18 protein-coding genes are annotated in these 22887 nt (G+C 64.7%); 11 read left to right on the forward strand and 7 right to left on the reverse strand.

Going from position 1 to position 22887, the window contains the following annotated elements:
• Nucleotides 1-265: hypothetical protein (locus ABB27_RS20230; RefSeq protein WP_211263721.1), on the forward strand; the 265-nt coding region annotated here is incomplete at its 5' end.
• 221 nt (nucleotides 266-486) lie between these two features.
• Here ABB27_RS20230 and ABB27_RS15610 read toward each other — a convergent pair.
• Nucleotides 487-1041, reverse strand: a complete 555-nt coding sequence (locus ABB27_RS15610) for a GNAT family N-acetyltransferase (protein WP_057629712.1) — start codon at nucleotides 1039-1041, stop codon at nucleotides 487-489.
• A gap of 80 nt (nucleotides 1042-1121) precedes the next feature.
• On the opposite strand from ABB27_RS15610, the gene ABB27_RS15615 reads away from it, so the two are divergent.
• The 5 genes from ABB27_RS15615 to ABB27_RS15635 all read left to right on the forward strand — a co-directional run bounded on the left by ABB27_RS15615 (nucleotide 1122) and on the right by ABB27_RS15635 (nucleotide 7729).
• On the forward strand, nucleotides 1122-2300 hold the full coding sequence (locus ABB27_RS15615) for a phosphoglycerate kinase (RefSeq protein WP_057629713.1): 1179 nt from the start codon (nucleotides 1122-1124) through the stop codon (nucleotides 2298-2300).
• A gap of 142 nt (nucleotides 2301-2442) precedes the next feature.
• The gene (locus ABB27_RS15620) at nucleotides 2443-3087 is read left to right on the forward strand and encodes an HAD-IA family hydrolase (RefSeq protein WP_057629714.1); all 645 of its coding nucleotides are present in this window, start codon (nucleotides 2443-2445) and stop codon (nucleotides 3085-3087) included.
• A gap of 451 nt (nucleotides 3088-3538) precedes the next feature.
• Nucleotides 3539-5005: a pyruvate kinase gene (gene pyk / locus ABB27_RS15625; protein WP_057629715.1), complete on the forward strand. Its 1467-nt coding sequence runs from the start codon at nucleotides 3539-3541 to the stop codon at nucleotides 5003-5005.
• Nucleotides 5006-5169: 164 nt separating this feature from the next.
• Nucleotides 5170-6174 (forward strand): class I fructose-bisphosphate aldolase, encoded by a 1005-nt coding sequence (locus tag ABB27_RS15630; RefSeq protein WP_057629716.1) that lies wholly within the window; start codon nucleotides 5170-5172, stop codon nucleotides 6172-6174.
• Between the two features lie 235 nt (nucleotides 6175-6409).
• Nucleotides 6410-7729 (forward strand): M1 family metallopeptidase, encoded by a 1320-nt coding sequence (locus ABB27_RS15635; protein ID WP_244479253.1) that lies wholly within the window; start codon nucleotides 6410-6412, stop codon nucleotides 7727-7729.
• A 188-nt stretch (nucleotides 7730-7917) separates the two neighbouring features.
• Here ABB27_RS15635 and ABB27_RS15640 read toward each other — a convergent pair whose 3' ends face one another.
• The 3 genes from ABB27_RS15640 to cysG all read right to left on the reverse strand — a co-directional run bounded on the left by ABB27_RS15640 (nucleotide 7918) and on the right by cysG (nucleotide 11110).
• Nucleotides 7918-8508, reverse strand: a complete 591-nt coding sequence (locus ABB27_RS15640; RefSeq protein WP_057629718.1) for an O-acetyl-ADP-ribose deacetylase — start codon at nucleotides 8506-8508, stop codon at nucleotides 7918-7920.
• 170 nt (nucleotides 8509-8678) lie between these two features.
• The gene (cysK, locus tag ABB27_RS15645; protein ID WP_057629719.1) at nucleotides 8679-9638 is read right to left on the reverse strand and encodes a cysteine synthase A; all 960 of its coding nucleotides are present in this window, start codon (nucleotides 9636-9638) and stop codon (nucleotides 8679-8681) included.
• A gap of 20 nt (nucleotides 9639-9658) precedes the next feature.
• Nucleotides 9659-11110 (reverse strand): siroheme synthase CysG, encoded by a 1452-nt coding sequence (gene cysG / locus ABB27_RS15650; protein ID WP_425477550.1) that lies wholly within the window; start codon nucleotides 11108-11110, stop codon nucleotides 9659-9661.
• Nucleotides 11111-11289: 179 nt separating this feature from the next.
• Between cysG and ABB27_RS15655 the strand changes: the two genes are divergently transcribed.
• From ABB27_RS15655 to ABB27_RS15665, 3 genes are all read left to right on the forward strand, one after another.
• Entirely contained in the window at nucleotides 11290-12273 is a 984-nt protein-coding gene (locus tag ABB27_RS15655) for a LysR family transcriptional regulator (RefSeq protein WP_057629721.1), read from the forward strand.
• 305 nt (nucleotides 12274-12578) lie between these two features.
• The gene (locus tag ABB27_RS15660; protein WP_083491347.1) at nucleotides 12579-13031 is read left to right on the forward strand and encodes a DUF2946 family protein; all 453 of its coding nucleotides are present in this window, start codon (nucleotides 12579-12581) and stop codon (nucleotides 13029-13031) included.
• 67 nt (nucleotides 13032-13098) lie between these two features.
• On the forward strand, nucleotides 13099-15153 hold the full coding sequence (locus ABB27_RS15665; RefSeq protein WP_057629722.1) for a TonB-dependent copper receptor: 2055 nt from the start codon (nucleotides 13099-13101) through the stop codon (nucleotides 15151-15153).
• A 175-nt stretch (nucleotides 15154-15328) separates the two neighbouring features.
• Here the strand turns inward: ABB27_RS15665 and ABB27_RS15670 are convergent, their stop codons facing one another.
• The 3 genes from ABB27_RS15670 to ABB27_RS15680 all read right to left on the reverse strand — a co-directional run bounded on the left by ABB27_RS15670 (nucleotide 15329) and on the right by ABB27_RS15680 (nucleotide 19693).
• Nucleotides 15329-16060: a phosphoadenylyl-sulfate reductase gene (locus ABB27_RS15670; RefSeq protein WP_057629723.1), complete on the reverse strand. Its 732-nt coding sequence runs from the start codon at nucleotides 16058-16060 to the stop codon at nucleotides 15329-15331.
• On the reverse strand, nucleotides 16057-17763 hold the full coding sequence (cysI, locus tag ABB27_RS15675) for an assimilatory sulfite reductase (NADPH) hemoprotein subunit (RefSeq protein WP_057629724.1): 1707 nt from the start codon (nucleotides 17761-17763) through the stop codon (nucleotides 16057-16059). Before cysI ends, ABB27_RS15670 begins: the two co-directional genes overlap by 4 nt.
• A 91-nt stretch (nucleotides 17764-17854) precedes the next feature.
• Nucleotides 17855-19693 (reverse strand): assimilatory sulfite reductase (NADPH) flavoprotein subunit, encoded by a 1839-nt coding sequence (locus ABB27_RS15680; protein WP_057629725.1) that lies wholly within the window; start codon nucleotides 19691-19693, stop codon nucleotides 17855-17857.
• A gap of 200 nt (nucleotides 19694-19893) precedes the next feature.
• On the opposite strand from ABB27_RS15680, the gene cysD reads away from it, so the two are divergent.
• Nucleotides 19894-20805: a sulfate adenylyltransferase subunit CysD gene (gene cysD, locus ABB27_RS15685; protein ID WP_057629726.1), complete on the forward strand. Its 912-nt coding sequence runs from the start codon at nucleotides 19894-19896 to the stop codon at nucleotides 20803-20805.
• Between the two features lie 8 nt (nucleotides 20806-20813).
• A complete protein-coding gene (cysN, locus tag ABB27_RS15690) occupies nucleotides 20814-22682 on the forward strand; it encodes a sulfate adenylyltransferase subunit CysN (protein WP_338061725.1) in 1869 nt (622 codons plus the stop codon).
• Nucleotides 22683-22887 lie beyond the last annotated feature (205 nt).

Below are 22887 nucleotides of genomic sequence, written 5' to 3' on the forward strand. Positions count from 1 at the left end.
TTACACTTCCGGCTTCGCGGTTCACGCCGACCCTACCCGGTCGGGTTTTCTGGTAGTGCCTCTGCCGAGCATGGCTCGGCACTACGGTTTGAAGTCCTTGCTCAGCAGTCCGTACATGGCGCTGTCGCAGATTTCGTCGAACGCGGGTGCGCGCGAAGAACGCCTACTTCAAATGCTATGCAGCTTTCGTCAATGCGCGGATCAAAATCCTGCGCAGCTACCGATCATCGTTCGGGAAGTCGGATTGAACGAGCAATTCGGATAGCAAGCAGACTCAATGTAGTGCCGAGCCATGCTCGGCAGGGGCTTGCCCAAAAAAACCGTATGTAGGAGCGGCGTCAGCCACGAAGCTGGCGCGAAGAAACCGGGCAAGACGCCTGCAATTGCAACGGGGTCAGGCTGCTTGGGCACTGTCGGCTTCGCGGCTTACGCCGCTCCTACACGCTTGGGTTTGCTGGTAATGCTTCTGCCGAGCATGGCTCGGCACTACGGTTTGAAGTCCTTGCTCAGCAGGCCGTACATGGCGCTGTCGCAGATTTCGTTGTTTACGTTCCAGCGTTCGCGAAACAGGCCTTCGTGGAGGAAACCCTGTCTTTCCACCAGACGACGGGAGGGCTGGTTGCGTGGGTCGATGTCGGCTTCGATGCGGCGCAGACCCAGTTCGTTGAACGCGTAAGCCAGGATCAGCCGTAGGGCCTCGCTGGCCAGGCCGCGGCCCTGCCAGTCGGGATGCAGGCTGTAACCAATTTCCGCGCGGCCCTGTGGGAGGTCGATGGCGAACAGCACTCCGCTGCCTATCAACAGGTCGGTGCTGGCATCGGCAATGGCCCAGATCAGGATGTCCAGCTCGCGACGCTGGCGCTGGATATCGGCAATCTTCTGCTCGGCCTGTTGCAATTCGGTCCAGGCCGGGTAGCTCCAGTAGCGCATTACCTGTGGGTCGCTGTGGATGGCAAACAGTGCCGGGGCATCGTCTGCACGGACTTCGCGCAGGTGCAGGCGGGGGCTGGAGAGCTCGGGTTGCGGCAGGCGTGGCGACATCCATTTCACCTTGGGTTTGCCCCGTTAGGCAGGGCGGGCGAGAATTACGGTTTCCCCATACTCGCGGAGCTGATCCTGCCATGTCCATCGTTCGCATGACCGACCTCGACCTTTCCGGCAAGCGCGTACTGATCCGCCAGGATCTGAACGTGCCGATCGATGAGAGCGGCAAGATCACCTCCGAGCAGCGCATCACCGCGTCGCTGCCGACCCTGAAGCTGGCGCTGGAGGCCGGTGCCGCCGTGCTGGTCACCTCGCACCTGGGCCGCCCCAAGGAAGGCGTGTGGAGCGAGGCTGATTCGCTGGCACCGGTGGCCAAGCGCCTGTCCGAGCTGCTGGGCGTGGACGTGCCGCTGGTCAAGGACTGGGTGGACGGCGTGGATGTGGCCCCGGGCCAGATCGTGCTGCTGGAAAACTGCCGCATGAACGAGGGCGAGGGCAAGGACGACGAGGCGCTGTCGAAGAAGTATGCGGCGCTGTGCGATGTGTTCGTGATGGATGCCTTCGGCACTGCGCACCGCGCCCAGGCCTCCACCCATGGCGTGATCCGCTTTGCCCCGGTCGCCGCCGGTGGCCCGCTGCTGATGGCCGAGCTGGACGCACTGGACAAGGCCCTGGCCAACCCGGCCCGGCCGCTGCTGGCCATCGTTGCCGGTTCCAAGGTCTCCACCAAGCTGGAGCTGCTGTCCAGCCTGGTCAGCAAGGTTGACCAGCTGATCGTCGGCGGTGGTATCGCCAACACCTTCATCGCTGCCGAAGGCCATGGCGTGGGCAAGTCGCTGGTGGAGAACGATCTGCTCGATACCGCACGCAAGATCGATGCCGATGCCAAGGCCCGCGGTGCTGAAATCCCGCTGCCGACCGATGTCGTCGTAGCCCCGGCGTTTGCTGCCGATGCACCGGCCACGGTCAAGGCTGTGGACGCGGTAACTGCCGACGACATGATCCTCGATATTGGCCCGCAGACCGCTGCGCAGTACGCCGAACTGATCGCCAAGGCCGGCACCGTGGTGTGGAACGGCCCGGTCGGCGTGTTCGAGTTCGACGCCTTCGGCAAGGGCACCGAAGCGCTGGCCAAGGCCATTGCCAGTTCCGATGCGTTCTCGATTGCCGGTGGCGGCGACACCCTGGCGGCAGTCGACAAGTACGGCATCGCCAAGCAGGTCAGCTACATCTCCACCGGCGGCGGCGCGTTCCTGGAGTTCCTGGAAGGCAAGACCTTGCCGGCGGTGGCTGCCCTGGAGGCTCGCGGCAAGTGAGAACGCCCTCACGAACCTGTTGCGCTCGACCTGTGCCCCGCGTGCGGTGCTCGCAATGCTCACGTATTCAACATACGTTGCGCTTGCTCCGCTCCACCACGGGGCACAGCTCATCGCTCACGACGGATCGTGAGGACGTTGCATGAGCTGCGATGTCTTCTTCTTCGATCTCGACGGCACGTTGATTGATTCGGCCGTCGGCATCACCCGCTGCGTTGCCTACGCGTTGGAAAAGATGGATCAGCCAGTGCCGGGCGATGCCGAGCTGCGCAAGTGGATCGGCCCGGCGCTGCGTACCAGCTTCACCCCGGTATTCGGCGACGCACAGCGGGTAGAGCAGGCGGTGGAGCTGTACCGTGAGCGTTTCGACGTGCTGGGCTGGCAGGAGCACGAGATCTATGCCGGTATCGGCGAGGTCGTGCAGGGTCTGCACGCGGCCGGTCATCGGCTGGCGGTGGTCACCGCCAAGAACGAGCCACATGCGCGCCGCATCGTTGCCCATCTGCCGTTTGGTGAATGCTTCGAGGACATCATCGGCGCAACACCGGATGGATCGCGCAGCCACAAGCCCGAACTGATCGCCGAGGCCTTACAGCGCTTGTCGCTGCAACCGGCGCCGTGCTGGATGATCGGCGACCGGCGCATGGACATCGAAGGCGCCCGCCACCACGGCATGCGCAATGTCGGTGTGTTGTGGGGCTTTGGTGGCCGCGAAGAGTTGCAGGCTGCCGGGGCGGGTGCCCTGGCAGCGACACCGGAGGAATTGGCCGTGGTGTTGCGCGGCTGATTCGAGTTTTGTTGGGTGTCGTGGCTGCCGATACCGGAGCCACGACACGGTACGACCTTCGGAGAAATCCATTCGTCATCGTCGCCTGCGGGGCAATGACGATCCGCCTTACTTGCCGATGAACTCGCCGGTCTCGGTGGCTTTTGTAATGCCTGTCATCTGATGTCCCGGGCGTGTCTCATTGGCCGCCTGTCTTTGTTGCGGAGCAGCATGGGCTTCCGCTTGAGCTGGCACGCAATCGCAACGCAGCTGTGCTGAGCTATCTCGTCTACTTATTGACCTATGCAAGTCAGCTATAGGTCTTGCGTTGTCATACCGTACGGTATGTCCAGACAGCCTGTCTGGCCTGTCTTTGGGACAGTGCAGAAAGTGTCGTATGAAATCGTATGCGACATCGTTGTCATGCAATAGATATGCTACTTTCGGCGGTCTATTAGGGAGACCACGCACAATGATTGAACGTCAGCGCCGCACCAAGATCCTCGCCACCCTCGGGCCGGCAACTGACGCGCCGGGCGTGCTGGACGATCTGTTCCGCGCCGGCGTCAATGTTGTGCGTTTGAACTTCTCCCACGGTGATCCGTCCGGCCAGGCCAAGCGCGCCGCCGACGTACGTGCCGCCGCGCAGCGTGTCGGTGTGGAAGTGGGCATTCTGGCTGACCTGCCGGGCCCGAAGATCCGCATCGAGCGCTTTGCCGAAGGCAAGATCAAGCTCAAGGCCGGTGATCGTTTCGACCTGATCGCCAGCACCTCGGCGCCGGCTGGCGACACCAACCAGGTGGGCGTGAGCTACCTGGGCCTGCCGCAGGACGTGGCACCGGGTGATGTGTTGCTGCTCGACGACGGCCTGATGCAGCTGCAGGTTGTGGAAGTGCAAGGCGAGCGTATCATCAATACCGTGCTCAACGACGGCGTGCTGTCCGACCGCAAGGGTTTGAACAAGCAGGGCGGTGGTCTGTCGCTGGGCGCGTTGACCGAGCGCGACAAGGAACTGATCGGCATCGTCGCCAAGATCGGCGTCGACTTCATTGCCGTCTCGTTCTGCCGTAATGCGCAGGACATGAACGACGCGCGCGAAATCGCCGAGTCGCACGGTTGCTACGCCGCGCTGGTGTCCAAGATCGAACGCACCGAAGCCATCGAGAACCTGGAAGAGATCGTCGACGCCAGCGATGTGGTGATGGTGGCGCGTGGCGACCTGGGCGTGGAAATCGGCGATGCCGAACTGCCGGGCCTGCAGAAGAAGATCATCAAGGCCTCGCTGGCGCAGAACAAGGTGGTGATCACCGCCACGCAGATGCTGCAATCCATGGTCGAAAGCCCGATCCCGACCCGCGCCGAAGTGCTGGACGTGGCCAACTCGGTCATCGACGGTACCGATGCGGTGATGCTGTCGGCGGAAACCGCTGCCGGCATGTATCCGGTCAAGGCGGTCGAGGCGATGGCCCGCATCTGTCTGGGTGCCGAACGCCAGTTCCAGACCGAGACTGATTTCAACGCCTCGCCGCGTAATCTGGAGCGTGCTGACCAGGCTATCGCCATGGCCACCATGTTCCTGGCCCAGCACGTGGGTGTGCGCGCCATCGTGGCGATGACCGAGTCCGGTGGTACCGCCCGTTACCTGTCGCGCTTCCGTGCCAAGTCGCCGATCTACGCGGTCACCCGTCATGACGGCGCGCGCCGGCAGATGGCGTTGATGCGTGATGTGTTCCCGATCAACTTCGACAGCCGCGGCTTCACCCCGCGTGAAGCGGCGCGTGGCAGCATCCGTCTGCTGGTCGAGTCCAATCTGCTGGAAGCCGGTGACCGCGTGGTGTTCACCAGCGGTGAGCACATGGAAACCCATGGCGCCACCAATACCCTGCGTCTGCTGGAAGTGGGCAACGACGGCCGCGCCAGCGGTCTGGGCGACCTCTAAGCAGCGCCAGCGGCAAGCCAGCGCTCCGGTCATGAACTGATCGGAGCGGACAGGCTTTGTCCTGACATGACAGCCTGAAACCGGTTCCAGACCTTGCGGGCAGCCAGCCGGTGAGCGTGCCGGGCTATAATCCGGGTTTTCCCGCACGCTGTCACAGGAACCTCATGAGCATCGAACTGCTGGCTGAAACCGCACAGGCCATGGTCGCCCCGGGTAAGGGCATCATCGCCATTGACGAATCCACCGGTACGATCGCCAAGCGCTTCGCAAGCGTCGGCATCGAGAACACGGAAGAAAACCGTCGTGCCTACCGCGAACTGCTGCTGACCACGCCGCGTCTGAACGAGCACATCTCCGGCGCGATCCTGTACGACGAAACCATCCGCCAGTCGACCAAGGACGGCGTGCCGTTCGCCAAGTACATGGCCGACAACGGCATGATCCCGGGCATCAAGGTCGACAAGGGTGCACACCCGTTGGCCGGCTGCCCCGGTGAGCTGGTGACCGAAGGCCTGGACGGCCTGCGCGAGCGCCTGCAGGAGTACTACAAGCTGGGTGCGCGTTTCGCCAAGTGGCGTGCGGTGATCAACATCGGCGACAACATGCCGTCGGGTACCTGCATCGAGTCCAACGCCCATGCGCTGGCCCGCTATGCCGCGCTGTGCCAGGAATGCGGCCTGGTGCCGATGGTCGAGCCGGAAGTGATCATGGACGGCGACCACGACATCGAGACCTGCTACGAAGTTACCGAAGCCACCCTGCGCTCGCTGTTTGATGCGCTGTACCAGCAGAACGTGGTGCTGGAAGGCACCATCCTGAAGGCCTCGATGGTCATCCCGGGCAAGACCTGCGACGAGCAGGTGGATGTCGAGGAAGTGGCCGAGTCCACCGTGATGTGCCTGAAGTCGACCGTGCCGGCGATCATGCCGGGCGTGGTGTTCCTGTCCGGCGGCCAGAGCGATGAGCAGTCCACCGCTCACCTCAACGCCATGAACCAGATGGGCAACCTGCCGTGGCCGCTGAGCTTCTCCTACGGCCGCGCCATGCAGCAGGCTGCACTGAAGCTGTGGGCCAAGGACATGAAGGGCAACTACGCTGCCGCACAGAAGACCGTGTTCGAGCGTGCCAAGGAAAACGGCCAGGCTGCACAGGGCAAGTGGGAAGGCTGATAAGCCACCCCGCGTGAGTTGAACGAAACGCCGGCCAACAGCCGGCGTTTTTGTTTTTGTTTTTGTTTTTTTTTTGTGGGAGCGGCGTCAGCCGCGAAGCTGGCAATGCAGCAGCTGTGCAGTTGCAGCCATGCTGGCGGTTTGTTTGCCACCAGCTTCGCGGCTCACACCGCTCCCACAACAACCAACCCCGGTACTCCCCCTACAATCGGCCTTTGTGTCTGGGAGTGAGCAAATGCATCGCAGTATCACGCTTGGGCTGTTTGCATCGACGATGGCGGTATCGGCTCTCGCTGCGGAACCACGTGGTTTTGATGTACAGCACTACGCAACCACTCTGGATCTGGATATCGCAGCCGCTCAGCTGCGCGGCGAAACCCTGGTGCGCTTCAATGCAACGGCGCCGCTGAGCCAGCTGGTTCTCGATAGCGGCGAGCTGGTCATTGACGCGGCCACGCACGCGGGTGAGCCGCTGCGCTTTCAGCAGGCCGATGGAAAGCTGACCGTCGACCTCGCGCAGCCCCTGGCTGCCGGTGAGCACGCCAGCGTGCAGCTGCGTTACCACGGCAAGCCGCGCTTCGGCCTGGAGTTCGCGCCGGCGCGCAACGAGGTTTACACCGTCTTTTCCACCGACCAGTGGATGCCATCGATCAATGCGCCGGACGAGCGCGCCACCTTGCTGTTGGCGCTGCGCCTGCCCCAGGGGCTGCGGACAGCCGCCGTCGGTGATGCCTTGCCGTCACGGCAGTTGCCCGATGGCCGTATCGAACACCGCTGGCAGCTGCGCACGCCCATGCCCGGCTATGTCTACGGCTTCGCAGCGGCGCCTTATCGGCATGTGCAGCAGCCGCATGGCACCGGCATGCTGCATTACTACGCGCTGGACCGTTCCGAGGCGGAGCTGAGCCAGTTGTTTGCCGCCACCGGCGAGATGCTCGACTTCTTCGCCGAACGGGCCGGGTTGGCCTATCAAGGTGACTATCGCCAGGCGTTGGTGGAACGCACCATCGGCCAGGAGATGGCGGGGCTGTCCTTGATGTCGGAGGCCTATGGAAAGCAGGTGCTTGCCGATGCCAGCCAGACCGGCTTGATCGCGCACGAGGCTGCACATCAATGGTGGGGTAACCGTGTCACCTGCGCCGGTTGGGAACACTTCTGGCTCAATGAAGGTTTCGCCAACTTCATGACGGCTGCATGGCTGCAGCACAGCCAAGGCGAGGCGGCCTATCAAGAAATGGTGCAGGGCTGGGAGCAGCGCTTGCGGGCGTTGCGCGAGAAAGGAGCCGATAGGCCATTGCAGTACCCGGACTGGAACAAGCCCAGTGTCGATGATCGCGCGGTGGTCTACAAGAAGGGTGCCTATGTGCTGCACCGGCTGCGCCTGGAGTTGGGCGAAGAGGTGTTCTGGCGCGGGCTGCGCCAGTACACGCAGGCCAATGATGGAAAGTCGGTGGTGACAGCGGACTTCCAGCAGGCAATGGAAGCGGCGGCAGGGCGCTCGCTGCAGGCGTTCTTTGCTGCCTGGGTTTATGGCGTGGGGGGTGAGCTGGGGTGATGGGCTTGCTGCTGCGAAGAGCTACCCCTCCCCAACCCTCCCCTTGCCTGCGGCAAAGGGAGGGGGCTGTTCATGCAGGTCGGGTCGATCGCGGGTAGCCGCTCTCACTCCCTCCCTTTCGCGCAGCGAAGGGGAGGGTTGGGGAGGGGGAGGTTTTGATTTTTGCTCGGCCAGAACAGCCAAAAACCTCAATGCGCAGCCGCAAACCCGCCGCCAAATGACGCCAGCACCGGTGTCGCCTGCTCTGGCGCAGGGCCGGCGTTAGCTAGGGCCTGCTGATAGATCTTGAACGCCGCAGCGTTGTAAGCAACCAGCACAATCCGCGAAGGCCGCGCATGGCTCTTCTGCCAGGTCATGGTCTCTGTCGCCGCAATCACTGCCGCCTGATGCAGCGGGTAGCCGTACACGCCACAACTGATTGCCGGGAACGCAATCGATTCCAGGCCCATCTGCTCGGCCAGGCGCAGCGATTGCCAATAGCAATTGGCCAGGAGTGCGGCTTCATCGTGGCGGCCATCGCGCCAGACCGGGCCGACGGTGTGGAAGACATGCCGCGCCGGCAGATCATGGCCGCCGGTGGCACGCACTTCGCCAGTGGGGCAGCGTACGCCGGGGCGCAGCTCCGGTAGCTGCTCGCATTCGCGCAACAGGCCGGGGCCGGCAGCGCGGTGGATGGCGCCGTCCACACCGCCGCCGCCGAGCAGGGTTTCATTGGCTGCGTTGACGATGACGTCAACCGCCAGTTCGGTGATATCGCCCTGCCAAACTTCAATGTTCATGGACGTGATCTTCCGTTGCGATACATGAGAAAAATGTGACGGCTACCGCCGCGCCGGGCACAGCTGCAGTGTGCGCGCATGCCGTCTCACCTGGCGCGATTCACAGGCACAGAAAAGCACAAAGGCCGCATCGGCGGCCTTCGCGTTGCTGACGGGTTAAGTAACGAAGGTTACGGAAGGCCGGCCAACCAGTCGTCGTCCGAGCCATCGTTGACGTCGGCGAACAGCGGCGTGGAGAAGTAGCGCTCGCCGGTGTCGGGCAGCATCGCCAGGATCACCGAGCCAGCCTCGGCCTTGGCAGCCACATCCAGCGCGCTGGCGACGGTGGCGCCGGAGGAGATGCCGACGAAGATACCTTCCTCGGCGGCCAGCCGGCGTGCGGTTTCAATCGCGCGTTCGTCCTGGATGGACAGCAGCTGGTCGTAGACCTGGCGGTTGAGCACTTCCGGAATGAAATCCGGGGTCCAGCCCTGGATCTTGTGCGGGCTGAAATCCTTGCCGGCCAGCAGCGCGGCGCCAGCCGGTTCGGTGGCGATGATGCGGGTGTCAGGCCGGGCCAGCTTGAGTACCTCGCCGACGCCGGTCAGGGTGCCACCCGTACCCCAGCCGCTGACAAAATAGTCCAGGCGCTTGCCGGCGAAGTCGCGCAGGATCTCGGCGGCGGTGGTCTGGCGGTGATAGGCCGGGTTGGCCGGGTTGGCGAACTGGCTGGCCAGGAACCAGCCGTGCTGCTGGGCCAGTTCCTTGGCCTTGCGCACCATGCCGGTGCCGCGCTCGGCGGCCGGGGTCAGGATCACCTTGGCGCCATAGGCACGCATCAGCTTGCGGCGTTCGATGGAGAAGGTTTCCACCATGGTTGCGACGAACTTGTAGCCGCGCGCGGCGGCCACCATCGCCAGGGCGACGCCGGTATTGCCGGAGGTGGCTTCCACGATGGTATCGCCGGGCTTGATCAGGCCCTTTTTCTCGGCGTCGAGGATGATGGCCAGGGCCAGCCGGTCCTTGACCGAGCCGGCCGGGTTGAACGACTCGACCTTGACGTAGATGTCCACGCCGGCCGGCGCCAGACGGTTGAGCTTGACCACCGGGGTATTGCCGATGGTGTCCAGGATGCTGTTGTACAGGGCCATTGAAATCTCCGGGAAGGTGGTCAGGCGGCGTCGGCCAGTGTGGGCGGTGCCGTCTTTGCGGAAAGTGAGGAAACAGTAGGCGTTGCGTGCAGCGGTGCGGCGCCGAACCAGTGCAGTTCGTCGGCCAGTGCCGCCACGTCGCCGAGGATCAGCAGTGCCGGCGACTGCACCTGGTGCTGTGCGGCGGCATCGGGCAGTTGCCGCAGTTGCCCGCTGATCACGCGCTGGTTGGCGCGTGAGCCGTTTTCGATCAGTGCGAAGGGCGTGCTGGCGGCCAGCCCGGCGCCCAGCAGGTGGCTGCGGATCTGCGCCAGCGCGGCCACTCCCATGTAGAACACCAGCGTCTGCCGCGGCTGTGCCAGTGCCGGCCAATCCAGCGTGTCCAGCGAATCCTTGCAGTGCGCGGTGACCAGGCGCAGCTGCTGGGCGTGGTCGCGGTGGGTCAGCGGAATGCCGGCATAGGCAGCGCAGGCCAGCGCCGCGGTGATACCGGGCACCACTTCAAAAGCGATGCCGTGGGAGCGCAGGAACTGCAGTTCCTCGCCGCCGCGGCCGAAGACGAAGGCATCGCCGCCCTTGAGCCGCACCACGCGCTTGCCCGCACGCGCGTGCTCAAGCATCAGCGCATGGATATGTTCCTGCGCGGTGCTGTGGCCCTGCGCGGATTTGCCGACTTCGATGAAGTCCGCATCGCGGCGCGCAAGCTGCAATACATCGGCGCTGACCAGACGGTCATGCAGGATCACATCGGCCTGGTTGAGTGCGCGCAAGGCGTTGAGCGTGAGCAGGCCCGGGTCGCCGGAGCCGGCGCCTACCAGTACCACCGAACCGGCATGCGCAGGTGCTTCGGCGGCCATGTCCAGCAGCAGCTGGGTTTCGGCTGCGATCGACTGGCGTGCGCGTAGCAGTCCTAGCAGCGGGCCTTCGATCAGACGGTCGAAGAAGCGGCGGCGTGCCGCCAGTTCGGGAAAGCGCTCGCGTATCAGTCCGCGCTTGCGGCTTACCAGCTGTGCCAGCTGGCCCCAGGCCTGGTCGAACAGTTCTTCAATCTGCCGGCGCACATGGCGGGCCACCATCGGCGCACCACCGCCACTGGAAATGGCGATCTGCAGCGGCCCACGTTCGACCACCGCCGGCACATGGAAGCCGGACAGCGCCGCATCGTCCACCACGTTGACGAACAGGCGCCTCGCCTCGGCGGCCTCGGCGACGCTGCGGTTGATGGCGTTGTCGTCGGTGGCGGCGATCACCAACCACACAGCCTGGTCCAGCCATGCCGGATCAAACTGGCCGTTGAGCCATTGGATATGGTCGGCGTCGGCCAGCTGTTGCAGGCCTGGGCTCAGGGCGGGGGCGCCAACCCGGGGCAGGGCACCGGCACGCAGCAGCGCCTCGGTTTTGCGTTCGGCCACCGCGCCCCCACCGACGACCAGCACGGCCCGACCTTTGAGGTCGGCAAACAGAGGGAACAAGGGGCTGTCCAAGGCGATGGCGGAGGCTGTCGTAGTAAGGACGATGACCGTAGCGCCGGCCCTGCAGGCCCGGAAATGAAAAGCGGCCCCTATCAGATAACTTTAGGTTATAAGTATCGGGAGCGTTTTGGCCTACATTCTTCACAGTTCCTTACTGAAGATCTCTGCTTACCACTGCGATGACACTTACCCAACTGCGTTACCTCGTTGCTATTGCCGATGCCGAGCTGAACATCACGCTCGCCGCGACACGGGTGCATGCCACCCAGCCGGGGTTGTCGAAACAGCTCAAACAGCTTGAAGACGAGTTGGGGTTCTTATTGTTCGTGCGAAAAGGGCGCAGCCTGGAATCGGTGACGCCGGCAGGTGAGGAAGTCATCAGCCGTGCGCGCTCGGTACTGGCCGAGGCCAACAACATCCGCACCTACGCGGCCAACCAGCGCCGCGAAAGCCATGGCCAGCTGATTCTGACCACCACCCACACGCAGGCGCGCTTCGTGCTGCCGCCGGCCGTGGCGCGGATCAAACTGGCCTATCCGCAGGTCAGCGTGCATCTGCAACAAGCCGCTGAAAGTGACGCGCTGGATTTGTTGAGTCAGGGTGATGCGGATATCGCCATCATCAGTACTGCCGGTGGCGAGCCCAGCACCGGTATCGCTGTGCCTTTGTACCGCTGGCGCCGGCTGGTGCTGGTGCCCAAGGGGCATCCACTGGATCGCGCCAATACGGCGCCGGACATGGCCGCATTGGCCAGCCACCCGCTGATCAGCTACGAATCCTCCACCCGCACCAGTTCCTCGCTGCGCCGCGCCTTTGCCGCGCTGGATCTGGAGCCGGACCTGACCTTGACCGCATTGGATGCGGATCTGATCAAGACCTATGTACGCACGGGCCTGGGTGTGGGCCTGCTGGCGGAAATGGCGGTGAGCGCCAACGACACCGACCTGCGCGCCTGGCCGGCGCCGGCATCGATCCCCGAGTGCATTGCCTGGGCGGTATTGCCACGTGATCGTGTATTGCGTGACTACGCCTTGGAATTGGTGCACGTGCTTGCCCCGCAGATCGACAAACGCGACCTGCGCCGCGTGCTGGATGGCAACCAGCAAGCCGATTGGCCAGTGCCGCCGACCTGGGAATCGTTGACGCAGACGATTACGGTTTAAACGCGGCAGATCATCGGTAGAGCGGAGCCATGCTCCGCTGGGGCGTTACCGATAAATCTTCACCGATCTTGTGGGAGCGGTGTAAGCCGCGAAGCTGATGGTGCATCGGCGCACAGGAATTTTTGTAGCTTCATTGAATCCAGCTTCGCGGCTAACGCCGCTCCCACAATTCGTGGGTGCTGATGTGGTGCCGGGGAAGCCCCTTGCCGAGCATGGCTCGGCACTACCGTGAATGGGGTGTGCGGCAAACGGTCGCACCGTGCGTGAGGGCTTCAGCATTTGCCTGCCGATAAACTGTGCGGGTCATGCGTTCGCTTCGCTTCCAATCCTTCGTGCTTCTGCTGGCCTTTGCCGCTGCCTTGCTGATGGCGGTGGCGCCGGTGGTCAGTCGCTGGCTGCAATCGCAGCAGCTGCCGAACCAGGGAATGGATCATGCTGCGCACGAGATCGCGATGCAGATGCCGGTGGAAGGGCATCCGGGTCATCACGGCATGCAACACACGTCGCACGCAGGGCATGAGGCAGTAGCGGCCGGCGAAAAGTCGGCGCCCGCGCAGGCCGATCCGCACGCCGCCCACGGCGAGGCCTGCGACTACTGCACCATGGCCTCGCGTCTATTGCCATGGCTGGCGGTGATGCTGGTGCTGGCACCGCTGCTGTATCGGCTTGCCCCACAATCACCGCGTAAAACCCATCGCCCTGCCAGCCTGCGCTGGCCGGCGCATCCGCCGCGCGGGCCGCCAGCTCTCTCCAGCTAACGTCACCTTTCTTGTTTGCCGCGCGCAGCTCTGGGCAGCGCGTGGTCGTGTCGTATTGGAGAACTGCATGAAATCCCTTTCCCGTATGCCGGGTGCACCGGCATGCCTGTCTGTCTGTGTCTGTATCGCCTTGTTTCCGCAGCTGGCGCACGCCGCCGAGCGTGATCTGACCAGAACCCTGGATACCCTGGTGGTCACCGCCGCAGCGCCGTCCTCGCCGCTGCAATGGGTGACCGATCCACGCGTGCCACGGCAACCGGTGCCGGCCAGTGACGGCGCCGATTATCTGAAAACCGTGCCCGGCTTCTCGGCCATCCGCAACGGCGGCACCAATGGTGATCCGGTGCTGCGTGGCCTGTCCGGCTCTCGACTGAACATCCTCAGCAATGACGGCAATCTCATCGGTGCTTGCCCGGCGCGGATGGACAACCCGCTGTCGTATATCGCACCGGAGACCTACGACCGTTTGACCGTCATCAAGGGCCCGCAGAGCGTGCGTTGGGGGCCGGGTGCGTCTGCCGGTACGGTGCGTTTCGAGCGCGAGACACCGCGCTTCGACAGCCCCGGCATGGAGCTGAAAGCCAGCGCGCTGGGTGGTTCCAACAACCGCAACGACCAGATGCTGGACGCCAGCTTTGGCAGCACGCCGGGCTATGTGCGGGTCAATGGCAACCGCTCCGAGTCCGACGACTACCGCGACGGCAATGGCGATGTGGTGCCCTCGCGTTGGCGCAAGTGGAATGCCGATGCCGCCATTGGCTGGACGCCGGACGCGGATACGGTGCTTGAGCTCAGCGCCGGCCGCGGCGACGCCATCGCCCGTTATGCCGGCCGCGGCATGGATGGCGCCGCGTTCAAGCGTGACAGCTACGGGCTGCGTTTCGAGCGCGACAACCTGCCCGGTGCATGGGACAAGCTGCAGGCCAATCTGTACTACAACAACGCCGATCACCTGATGGACAACTACACGCTGCGCACGCCCAACCCGGCCAGCAGCATGCCGATGGCCTCGAACGTGGAGCGGCGCACCACCGGCGGCCGCGTCAGCAGTGAATGGCGTTGGCAGGATGTGGCCATCGTTGCCGGTGTGGACGCGCAGGACAGCCGCCACCGCAGCCGTAACGGCATGGGACGCAACACCTGGCGGCAATCGCCCTGGAAGCGAGATGCCGACTTCAGCAGCCAGGGGCTTTTCAGCGAGCTGACCCTGGGTGAAGGCACCGCGCAGCGTTGGATAGGGGGGCTGCGTGTGGACAAGGCGCAGGCCAAGGACAGGCGTGCCACCACCGGCATGATGAACATGCCCAATCCCACCGCCGGGCAGAAGCGCAAGGAGAATCTTGGCAGTGGCTTCCTGCGCTACGAGCGGGATCATGGCCAGGCCTGGACCTGGTATGCCGGTGTCGGTCACAGCGAGCGCATGCCCGACTACTGGGAGTTGTTCTCGGCCAATGCGGGCCCGGCTGGCAGCGTCAATGCCTTCACCGGGGTCAAGCCGGAGAAAACCACCCAGCTCGATCTGGGCATGCAGTTCCGCAGTGAAAAGCTCGATGCCTGGGTATCGGCGTATGCCGGGCGGCTGCAGGATTACATCCTGTTCCAGTACCGCAGCGGCGGCATGATGGGCAGCAGCACCCAGGCGCGCAATGTTGATGCGCGCATTGCCGGGGCCGAGGCCGGCCTGGAGTGGCGTCCGGCGCAGGCGTGGAAGCTTGGCAGCACCCTGGCTTACGCGTGGGGCGAGAACCGCAGCGAGAACCGTCCGCTGCCGCAGATTCCGCCGTTGGAAGGGCGTTTCTCTGCGGCCTATGAGCAGGCGCGTTGGTCTGCCGCCGCCTTGTTGCGCGTGGTCAGCCGGCAAAGCCGGGTGGCGCAGGATGAGGGCAACGTGGTGGCGCGTGATCTGGGGCCGAGTGCGGGTTTTGCCACGTTGTCACTCAATGGCGCGTATCGGATCAATGATGGGCTGCGCGCCAGCGTGGGCGTGGACAATCTGTTTGATCGTGCCTACGCCGAGCATCTGAATCTGGCCGGTAGTGCGGATTTTGGTTTTCCTGCCGATCCGGTCCGCATCAATGAGCCGGGGCGCACGTTCTGGTTGAAGCTGGATTACCGGTATTGAGGCAACGACGCCCGCCTCGGTGAGGCGGGCGTCGAGATTGCCGTAGTGCTGTTGTGGGAGCGGCGTGAGCCGCGAAGCCATTGCTGCATCCAGTCGTGCGTGCAATTCGATCTGGATGGTCAGCTTCGCGGCTCACGCCGCTCCCACACAAGCCGGCGGGTTCCGCAGCGCTTGCTCAAATCTCTTCGTGCAGGCCGCATTCGCGTTTCAGGCCGAAGAAGCGGGTGTCTTCCTCGCGCATGCCCGGTTCCCAGCGGCGGGTGGTGTGGAAGTCGCCGATCGATACGTAACCCTGCTCCCATAGCGGGTGATAGGGCAGCTGATGCTGCTGCAGGTAGTTCCACACGTCGCGGTCGTTCCAGTCGGCAATCGGGTTGACCTTGTAGCGTTCGCCGCGCCGCTGCAGCACCGGTGTATTGGCGCGGCTGGCGGACTGGCTGCGGCGCAGGCCGGTGAACCAGGTGCCTACCTGCAGGTCGTCGAGGGCGCGCTTCATCGGTTCGACCTTGCGCAGGTTGTTGTACTGCTCGATGCCGACCACGCCCTGTTCCCACAGGCGGCCATGACGGGCTTCCATCCATGCGCGGCTGACCTGCGGGCGGTACACCTTGAGGTTGAGCTTGAGCCGGTCGGTCAGCTCGTCGGCGAAGCGGTAGGTTTCCGGGAACAGATAGCCGGTATCGACCAGGATCACCGGAATGTCGGGGCGCTGGCTGCTGAGCAGGTGCAGGGTTACTGCCGACTGTGCGCCAAAGCTCGATGACAGCACGTGCGCGCCGGGGGCGTTTTCCAGCGCCCATGCCACGCGCTGCTGCGCATCCATGGATTCGAGCAGCGTATTGAGCGGGCCCAGGTCCTCCGGCAGGGTGGCCGGGGCGGTGTTCGATGTCTTGGGCAGGGCGCTCATGCTTGCAGTTCCACGGAAATCTGGCGGTGGGTGGGGTAGGGCGGCAGGGCTACGATGCCGCTGCGGTGCAGGAAGTCACCGAAGCCTTCGTCGGCATCGCGCTCGCCTGCGTAACGGGCGAACAGCGGTTCCAGTGCAGCCAGGATGTCCGGCTCAGCGATGTTTTCGCGGTACAGCGTGTTCAAGCGCTGGCCGCGATGGTCGGCGCCAAGCATCAGGTTGTAGCGGCCCGGTGCCTTGCCGACCAGGGCGATCTCGCCTAGATACGGACGCGAGCAGCCATTCGGGCAGCCGGAGATGCGCAGCAGGATCGGCGCTTCAGCCAGGCCGTGCTGCTCCAGCAGCGGCTGCAGCTTGGCGCTGAACTCGGGCAGGTAACGCTCGGCCTCGGCCATCGCCAGCCCGCAGGTCGGCAGCGCCACGCAGGCCATGGCCGCGCGGGCCAGTGCGGTCGGTGCGCGGTTGCCCACGTCCAGGCCTGCGCCCTGCACGATGGCATCGATCTGCGCGCGCTGTGCGGCGGGCACGCCGGCGATGACCAGGTTCTGGTTGCCGGTCATGCGGAACTCGCCTTCAAGGATGCGGGCGATCTCGCGCAGGGCGGTGAGGTGCGGCGCGCCGGGCAGGTCGGCGATGCGGCCGGCCTGCAGTGACAGGGTCAGGTGCCAGCGGCCATCGTCGCCCTCGACCCAGCCGTAGCGGTCGCCGTTGTGGGCAAAGGCAGCCGCGCGTGCAGGCGCGAAACGGATGCCGGCGCGACGTTCGATCTCGGCAACCACCGTGTCCAGGCCATGGTCGTCGATGGTGTACTTGAAGCGGGCGCGCTTGCGCAGCTCGCGGTTGCCCAGGTCGCGCTGGGTGGTGACCACTGCGGTGGCCACATCCAGCAGCGCGTCGCGTGCAATGAAGCCGACGCTGTTGGCAATGCGCGGGTAGGTTTCGGCATCGCCATGGGTGGCGCCCATGCCGCCGCCGATCGTCACGTCATAGCCGAGCAGTTCGCCGGCAGCATCGAGCACGCCGATGAAACCCAGGTCATTGGCATAGACGTCCACGTCATTGAGCGGCGGCAAGGCAAAGCCGATCTTGAACTTGCGCGGCAGGTAGCGCTCGCCGTAGATCGGTTCTTCCTCGGCACCACTGCCGGCCACGCGCTCTTCATCCAGCCAGATTTCGTAGTAGGCGCGGGTGTTGGGCAGCAGGTGCTCGGAGGTGCGCGCGGCATCGGCATATAGCGTGGCATGCGCGCTGGACAGCAGCGGGTTGGCCGCGACCAGCACATTGCGGTTGACGTCGCCGCAGGCAGCCAGGGTGTCGATCAGGGCGGCATTGATGGCCTGCATCGTGGCCTTCAGTTCGCGCTTGATCACGCCATGGAACTGGAAGGCCTGGCGGGTGGTGATGCGTAGCGAATGGTTGCCGAAGCGGGTGGCGATGGCGTCGAGCTTGAGCCACTGCTGCGGGCTGATCACGCCGCCGGGGGTGCGAGTGCGGATCATGAACTGGTAGGCCGGTTCGAGCTTCTGCCGGCGGCGCTCGTCGCGTACGTCGCGGTCGTCCTGCTGGTAGCTGCCGTGGTACTTGATCAGGGTCTGGTCGTCTTCGCGCAGGGCGCCGGTGACGGGGTCGGCCAGGCTTTCCAGCAGGGAGCCGCGCAGGCGGTTGCTGTCGGCCTTGATGTTTTCAACGGAGTGGGTGCTCATTGCATTCGCTATCTGAAGTCGGAGGTCGTAGGAGCGGCGTAAGCCGCGAGGCCACTGCGGTGTCAGCCCGCAGGGCCATCACCAACAACGCCTAGTACACATCCCGTCCATAGCGCCCCTCCGTGTGCAGTCGTGTCAGATAGTCGCGGGCGTCGTCCTCATCCAGCCCGCCGTGTTCGCGCAGTACATCCAGCAGCGCTGCATGCACGTCCTTGCCCATGGCGATGGCGCCGCACACATACAGGTGTGCGCCGTTCTGCAGCCAGTCGTACAGATCGCGGCCGCGCGTGCGCAGGCGTTGTTGCACGTAGATCTTGTCGGCCTGGTCGCGGGAGAAGGCGAGGTCCAGGCGATGCAGTTCCTTGCGCCGCAGCGCATCCTGCCATTCGGTCTGGTAGAGGAAATCGGTGTTGAAATGGCGTGCGCCGAAGAACAGCCAGTTGCGGCCGGTCGCGCCGATCTCGGCGCGTTCCTGCACGAAGCCGCGGAATGGGGCGACGCCGGTACCCGGCCCGATCATGATGATGTCGCGGCTGCTGTCGGCCGGTACCCGGAAGCGCTCGTTGGCTTCCACATACACCGGTAGCTGTGCGCCTTCTTCCACGGCGGTAAGGAAGCCGCTGGCTGCCCCGACGTGCTCGCTGCCGTGGGCGTGGTAGCGCAGTTCATCGACGGTGAGGTGCACTTCCTCGCCGACCCGCTTGCGGCTGGAGGCGATCGAGTACAGCCGCTGGGTGGCAGGGCGCAGCGTACCGAGCAGGTCCTGCGCATTCCATTCGGCCGGCCAGCGGCGCAGCACGTCGACCAGCTGGTGGTTGTCGAACACAGCGGCCAGCTCGGTCTTCTGCGCCGGATCCAGCAGCCGCGCCAGCTCCGGATGCGCGCTGCGCTCAGCCACGGCGGCCAGCAGCGGGCGTGAGATACGGGTCAGTTCACGGTGCTCGCCCAGCCACTGGCTCAGGGAGCGCTGGTGGCCGTCGTGTTCAACCTGCAGCGCGCCATCAAGGCCGGTGACATCCAGTACCGCTTCGACCAGCTCGGCCGGGTTGCGGTGCACGATACCCAGCGCATCGCCGGGTTCGTAGTGCAGGCCGCTGCCTTCCAGCGACAGCTCAAGGTGTTGCACGGACTTGGCGGCGATGCCGTAGCGGGCATACGCCGGCCCCTTGAAGTCGCGGCCGCTGATGACCTCGCGCGACAGCAGCTCGGCGGTGAACGGATGCTGGGCGGTCCAGGCGCCGGCATGGCGCAGCGGCGTGACATTGCTGGGCAGGGCGGCGGTGACGTTTTCGCCGATCACCGTGCGCGCATTGCTCAGCGCCTGAGCGCGCCAGGGCGTGACCACGGTATCGATATCCAGATCGGCCTCGCCGACTGCCTGCAGGCGGGTAGCGCCCAGCTCGGCCAGGCGGCTGTCCAGCTTGCGGGCGATGCCGCAGAACTCCACATAGCTGGAGTCGCCCAGGCCGAGCACGGCGTACTTCAGCTCCGGCAGCTTGGGGGCGCGCTTGCCGGCGATGAATTCGACCAGGCCGATGGCGTCGTCCGGGGGATCGCCCTCGCCCTGGGTGCTGATCACGATATACAGCAGGCGCTCGTTGGCCAGTTCACGGGTGCCGTAGGCATCGGCGCGGACGACCCGCACCGGCAGACCGGCGGCTTCGGCCTCGGCGGCCAATTGCTCGGCGGCGCGGCGGGCGTTGCCGGTCTGGCTGCCGTAGACCACGGTCAAACGGGTCTGCGCTGGCTGTGCGGCTTGGCCACCGGGGATGACGGCAAGGGAGGGGGGGGGATTTCCCTGCGCCAACCCGGCCGCAAAGCCGGACAGCCACCACAGGCTGTTCCCATCCAGACCGTCGACCAGTCGCGTCAGCAGGACCCTGCGGTCTTCAGGCAAGGGGCTGGGTGGCACGGTGGCGGCGGCGGTCATTTCCATTCCGGTCTGGGTAGGGATGACCGATGCTAGGTACAGCCCGCCATCAGGGGAAAGGAGCAGCGGTTATCGCTTCATGCCTTGCGTTTATTTCAATCAGTGCAATGGCCCCTCCACACTCGGCGGACAGTCCGGAGTCTCGCCCGGCTTCACTGCTACCCTTGCCCTCGGGCCCCGCCTCCTTATTTCGGCACGCAATGACCGCCACCGTACCCCTGTCCCACCTCGACCGCCTGGAAGCGGAAAGCATCCATATCCTGCGCGAAGTTGCCGCCGCCTTTGACAACCCGGTGCTGATGTACTCGGTGGGCAAGGACAGCTCGGTGCTGCTGCACCTGTTGCTGAAGGCGTTTGCGCCGGGCGTGCCTCCGATCCCGTTGCTGCATGTGGACACGCGCTGGAAGTTCGGCGAGATGATTGCCTTCCGTGACCGCCGCGTGGCCGAGACCGGCACCGAGCTGCGGGTGCATATCAACCCGGACGGCATTGCCCGCGACATTGGCCCGATCAGCCACGGCCCCAGCGTGCATACCGATGTGATGAAGACCCAGGGCCTGAAGCAGGCGCTGGACAAGTGGAAGTTCGATGCGGCCATCGGTGGTGCGCGCCGTGACGAAGAGAAGTCGCGGGCCAAGGAGCGGGTGTTCTCGTTCCGCAACGACCGCCACCGCTGGGACCCGAAGAACCAGCGCCCTGAATTGTGGAACCTGTACAACGCCCGCATCCACCAGGGCGAGAGCGTGCGTGTGTTTCCGCTGTCCAATTGGACCGAGCTGGATATCTGGCTCTATATCTATCGCGAGAAGATCCCGGTGGTGCCCTTGTACCTTGCCGCCGAACGGCCGGTCGTCGAGCGCGACGGCAGCCTGATCATGGTCGACGATGAGCGCCTGCCGCTGCATCCGGGCGAGGTGCCGCAGCTGCGCAAGGTGCGCTTCCGCACGCTGGGCTGCTATCCGCTGACCGGTGCGATTGAATCCGAAGCGGACACGCTGGAGAAGATCATTGCCGAGATGCTGGTTTCCACCAGCTCCGAGCGCCAGGGCCGGCTGATCGACCACGACCAGTCCGCCTCAATGGAGAAGAAGAAGTTGGAGGGGTATTTCTGATGAGCGCCGTGACTACTTCTTCCGACATCGCTGCCTACCTCAAAACCCACGAAACCAAGCCGCTGCTGCGTTTCATCACCTGCGGCAGCGTCGACGACGGCAAGAGCACCCTGATCGGGCGCCTGCTGTACGAAAGCAAGCGCCTGTTCGATGACCAGTTGTCCGCGCTGGAGGCAGACAGCCGTCGCCACGGCACCCAGGGCGAACGCATCGATTACGCGCTGCTGCTGGACGGTCTGGCCGCCGAGCGCGAGCAGGGCATCACCATCGACGTGGCCTACCGCTACTTCGATACCGACCGCCGCAAATACATCGTTGCCGATTGCCCCGGGCATGAGCAGTACACCCGCAACATGGCCACCGGTGCGTCGACCGCCGATGTGGCGGTGGTGTTGGTGGATGCGCGCAAGGGTCTGCTCACGCAGACCCATCGTCACAGCTACATCATTTCGCTGCTGGGCATCGGCCAGGTGGTGCTGGCGGTGAACAAGATGGACCTGGTCGATTACGACCAGGCCGTATTCGAGCGCATCGTTGCCGATTACCAGGCGCTGGCGACGCAGTTGGGTATCGCCAATGTGCAGGCGATTCCGTTGTCGGCGCTGGAAGGGCAGAACCTGTCCACGCGCTCGTCGGCAATGCCTTGGTACACCGGCCCCAGTCTGATCGAGCATCTGGATACGGTCGAACTGACTGCGCACGATGCCGCCAGCGGGCTGCGCCTGCCGGTGCAGTGGGTCAATCGGCCGAACCAGGATTTCCGTGGTTTCGCCGGCACCATTGCCGCCGGCCAGGTGCGCGTCGGTGATGAAGTGGTGGTGCTGCCATCGGCGCGTCGCTCCACGGTCAAGCAGGTGCTGGGGCCGGACGGTCCGCTGGCCGTGGCCTCGACCGGGCAGGCAGTGACGCTGACCCTGGACGATGAGGTCGATGTCAGCCGTGGCGATGTGATCGCTGCCGCCGGCGACCCGCCGGAAGTGGCCGATCAGTTTGCCGCCCATGTGCTGTGGATGGACGATGCCGCGCTGCTGCCGGGCCGGCCGTATTGGCTGCAAATTGGCAGCCGCACCGTGGCCGCCAACATCAGCGAGATCAAGCACCGCGTCGATGTGAACACGCAGGAGCGGCTGGCGGCGAAGCGCCTGGAACTGAACGAGGTCGGCTACTGCAACCTGTCGCTGGATGAGCCGGTGGCGTTTGCCCCGTATGCGCAGAACCGCGCCTTGGGCGGCTTCATCCTGATCGACCGCCAGACCAATGCCACCGTCGCCGCCGGCACCCTGGATTTTGCCCTACGCCGCGCAGGCAACGTGCATTGGCAGCATCTGGACGTGGACAAGGCCGCACGGGCACGGATCAAGGGCCAGCAGCCCAAGGTGTTGTGGTTCACCGGTTTGTCGGGCGCGGGCAAGTCCACTGTCGCCAACCAGGTCGAGAAGCGCCTGCATGCGCAGGGCGTGCATACCTTCCTGCTGGATGGTGACAACGTCCGCCACGGTTTGAACCGTGACCTGGGCTTCACCGACGAGGACCGGGTGGAAAACATCCGCCGCGTGGCCGAGGTCGCGCGCTTGATGGCCGATGCCGGGCTGGTGGTGCTGGTCAGCTTCATCTCGCCGTTCCGCGCCGAGCGGCAGATGGCGCGTGAGCGCTTCGACGACGGTGAATTCATCGAAGTCTTCGTTGATGTGCCGCTGGCTGTTGCCGAAGCGCGCGATGTGAAGGGCCTGTACCGCAAGGCCCGTGCCGGGCAGATTCCCAACTTCACCGGTATCGATTCGCCGTACGAAGCCCCGGAGACCCCGGAGCTGCACCTGCGCGCTGACACCGACAGCGTGCCGGAGATGGTGGAGCAGGTACTGCGGGCGCTGCGCTGATCTTCGCAGGAGCGCTGCAGATCCCGGTTTGTGGGAGCGGCGTAAGCCGCGAAGCTACAGCGCTGTCAGCTCCGGATTGATCGACAATCGCAGCTTCGCCCCTCCCTTGCGCCGAAGGCGGAGGGGGAAGATTGCCTGCTTGCGCGCCATTGCCGCGCGTCCTGATGAACGACCGAAGGCTGCGCCTTCGGCCGGACGGGTTGGG

This window comes from Stenotrophomonas terrae, assembly GCF_001431465.1.
In the GTDB taxonomy this organism is placed as follows: domain Bacteria; phylum Pseudomonadota; class Gammaproteobacteria; order Xanthomonadales; family Xanthomonadaceae; genus Stenotrophomonas; species Stenotrophomonas terrae.

What these genes read in the sequence shown, in the direction of transcription:
- ABB27_RS15610 (WP_057629712.1), bottom strand. Translation starts at nt 1,041, where the DNA reads ATGTCGCCACGCCTGCCGCAACCCGAGCTCTCCAGCCCCCGCCTGCAC.
- ABB27_RS15615 (WP_057629713.1), top strand. Translation starts at nt 1,122, where the DNA reads ATGTCCATCGTTCGCATGACCGACCTCGACCTTTCCGGCAAGCGCGTA.
- ABB27_RS15620 (WP_057629714.1), top strand. Translation starts at nt 2,443, where the DNA reads ATGAGCTGCGATGTCTTCTTCTTCGATCTCGACGGCACGTTGATTGAT.
- pyk (WP_057629715.1), top strand. Translation starts at nt 3,539, where the DNA reads ATGATTGAACGTCAGCGCCGCACCAAGATCCTCGCCACCCTCGGGCCG.
- ABB27_RS15630 (WP_057629716.1), top strand. Translation starts at nt 5,170, where the DNA reads ATGAGCATCGAACTGCTGGCTGAAACCGCACAGGCCATGGTCGCCCCG.
- ABB27_RS15635 (WP_244479253.1), top strand. Translation starts at nt 6,410, where the DNA reads ATGCATCGCAGTATCACGCTTGGGCTGTTTGCATCGACGATGGCGGTA.
- ABB27_RS15640 (WP_057629718.1), bottom strand. Translation starts at nt 8,508, where the DNA reads ATGAACATTGAAGTTTGGCAGGGCGATATCACCGAACTGGCGGTTGAC.
- cysK (WP_057629719.1), bottom strand. Translation starts at nt 9,638, where the DNA reads ATGGCCCTGTACAACAGCATCCTGGACACCATCGGCAATACCCCGGTG.
- ABB27_RS15655 (WP_057629721.1), top strand. Translation starts at nt 11,290, where the DNA reads ATGACACTTACCCAACTGCGTTACCTCGTTGCTATTGCCGATGCCGAG.
- ABB27_RS15660 (WP_083491347.1), top strand. Translation starts at nt 12,579, where the DNA reads ATGCGTTCGCTTCGCTTCCAATCCTTCGTGCTTCTGCTGGCCTTTGCC.
- ABB27_RS15665 (WP_057629722.1), top strand. Translation starts at nt 13,099, where the DNA reads ATGAAATCCCTTTCCCGTATGCCGGGTGCACCGGCATGCCTGTCTGTC.
- ABB27_RS15670 (WP_057629723.1), bottom strand. Translation starts at nt 16,060, where the DNA reads ATGAGCGCCCTGCCCAAGACATCGAACACCGCCCCGGCCACCCTGCCG.
- cysI (WP_057629724.1), bottom strand. Translation starts at nt 17,763, where the DNA reads ATGAGCACCCACTCCGTTGAAAACATCAAGGCCGACAGCAACCGCCTG.
- ABB27_RS15680 (WP_057629725.1), bottom strand. Translation starts at nt 19,693, where the DNA reads ATGACCGCCGCCGCCACCGTGCCACCCAGCCCCTTGCCTGAAGACCGC.
- cysD (WP_057629726.1), top strand. Translation starts at nt 19,894, where the DNA reads ATGACCGCCACCGTACCCCTGTCCCACCTCGACCGCCTGGAAGCGGAA.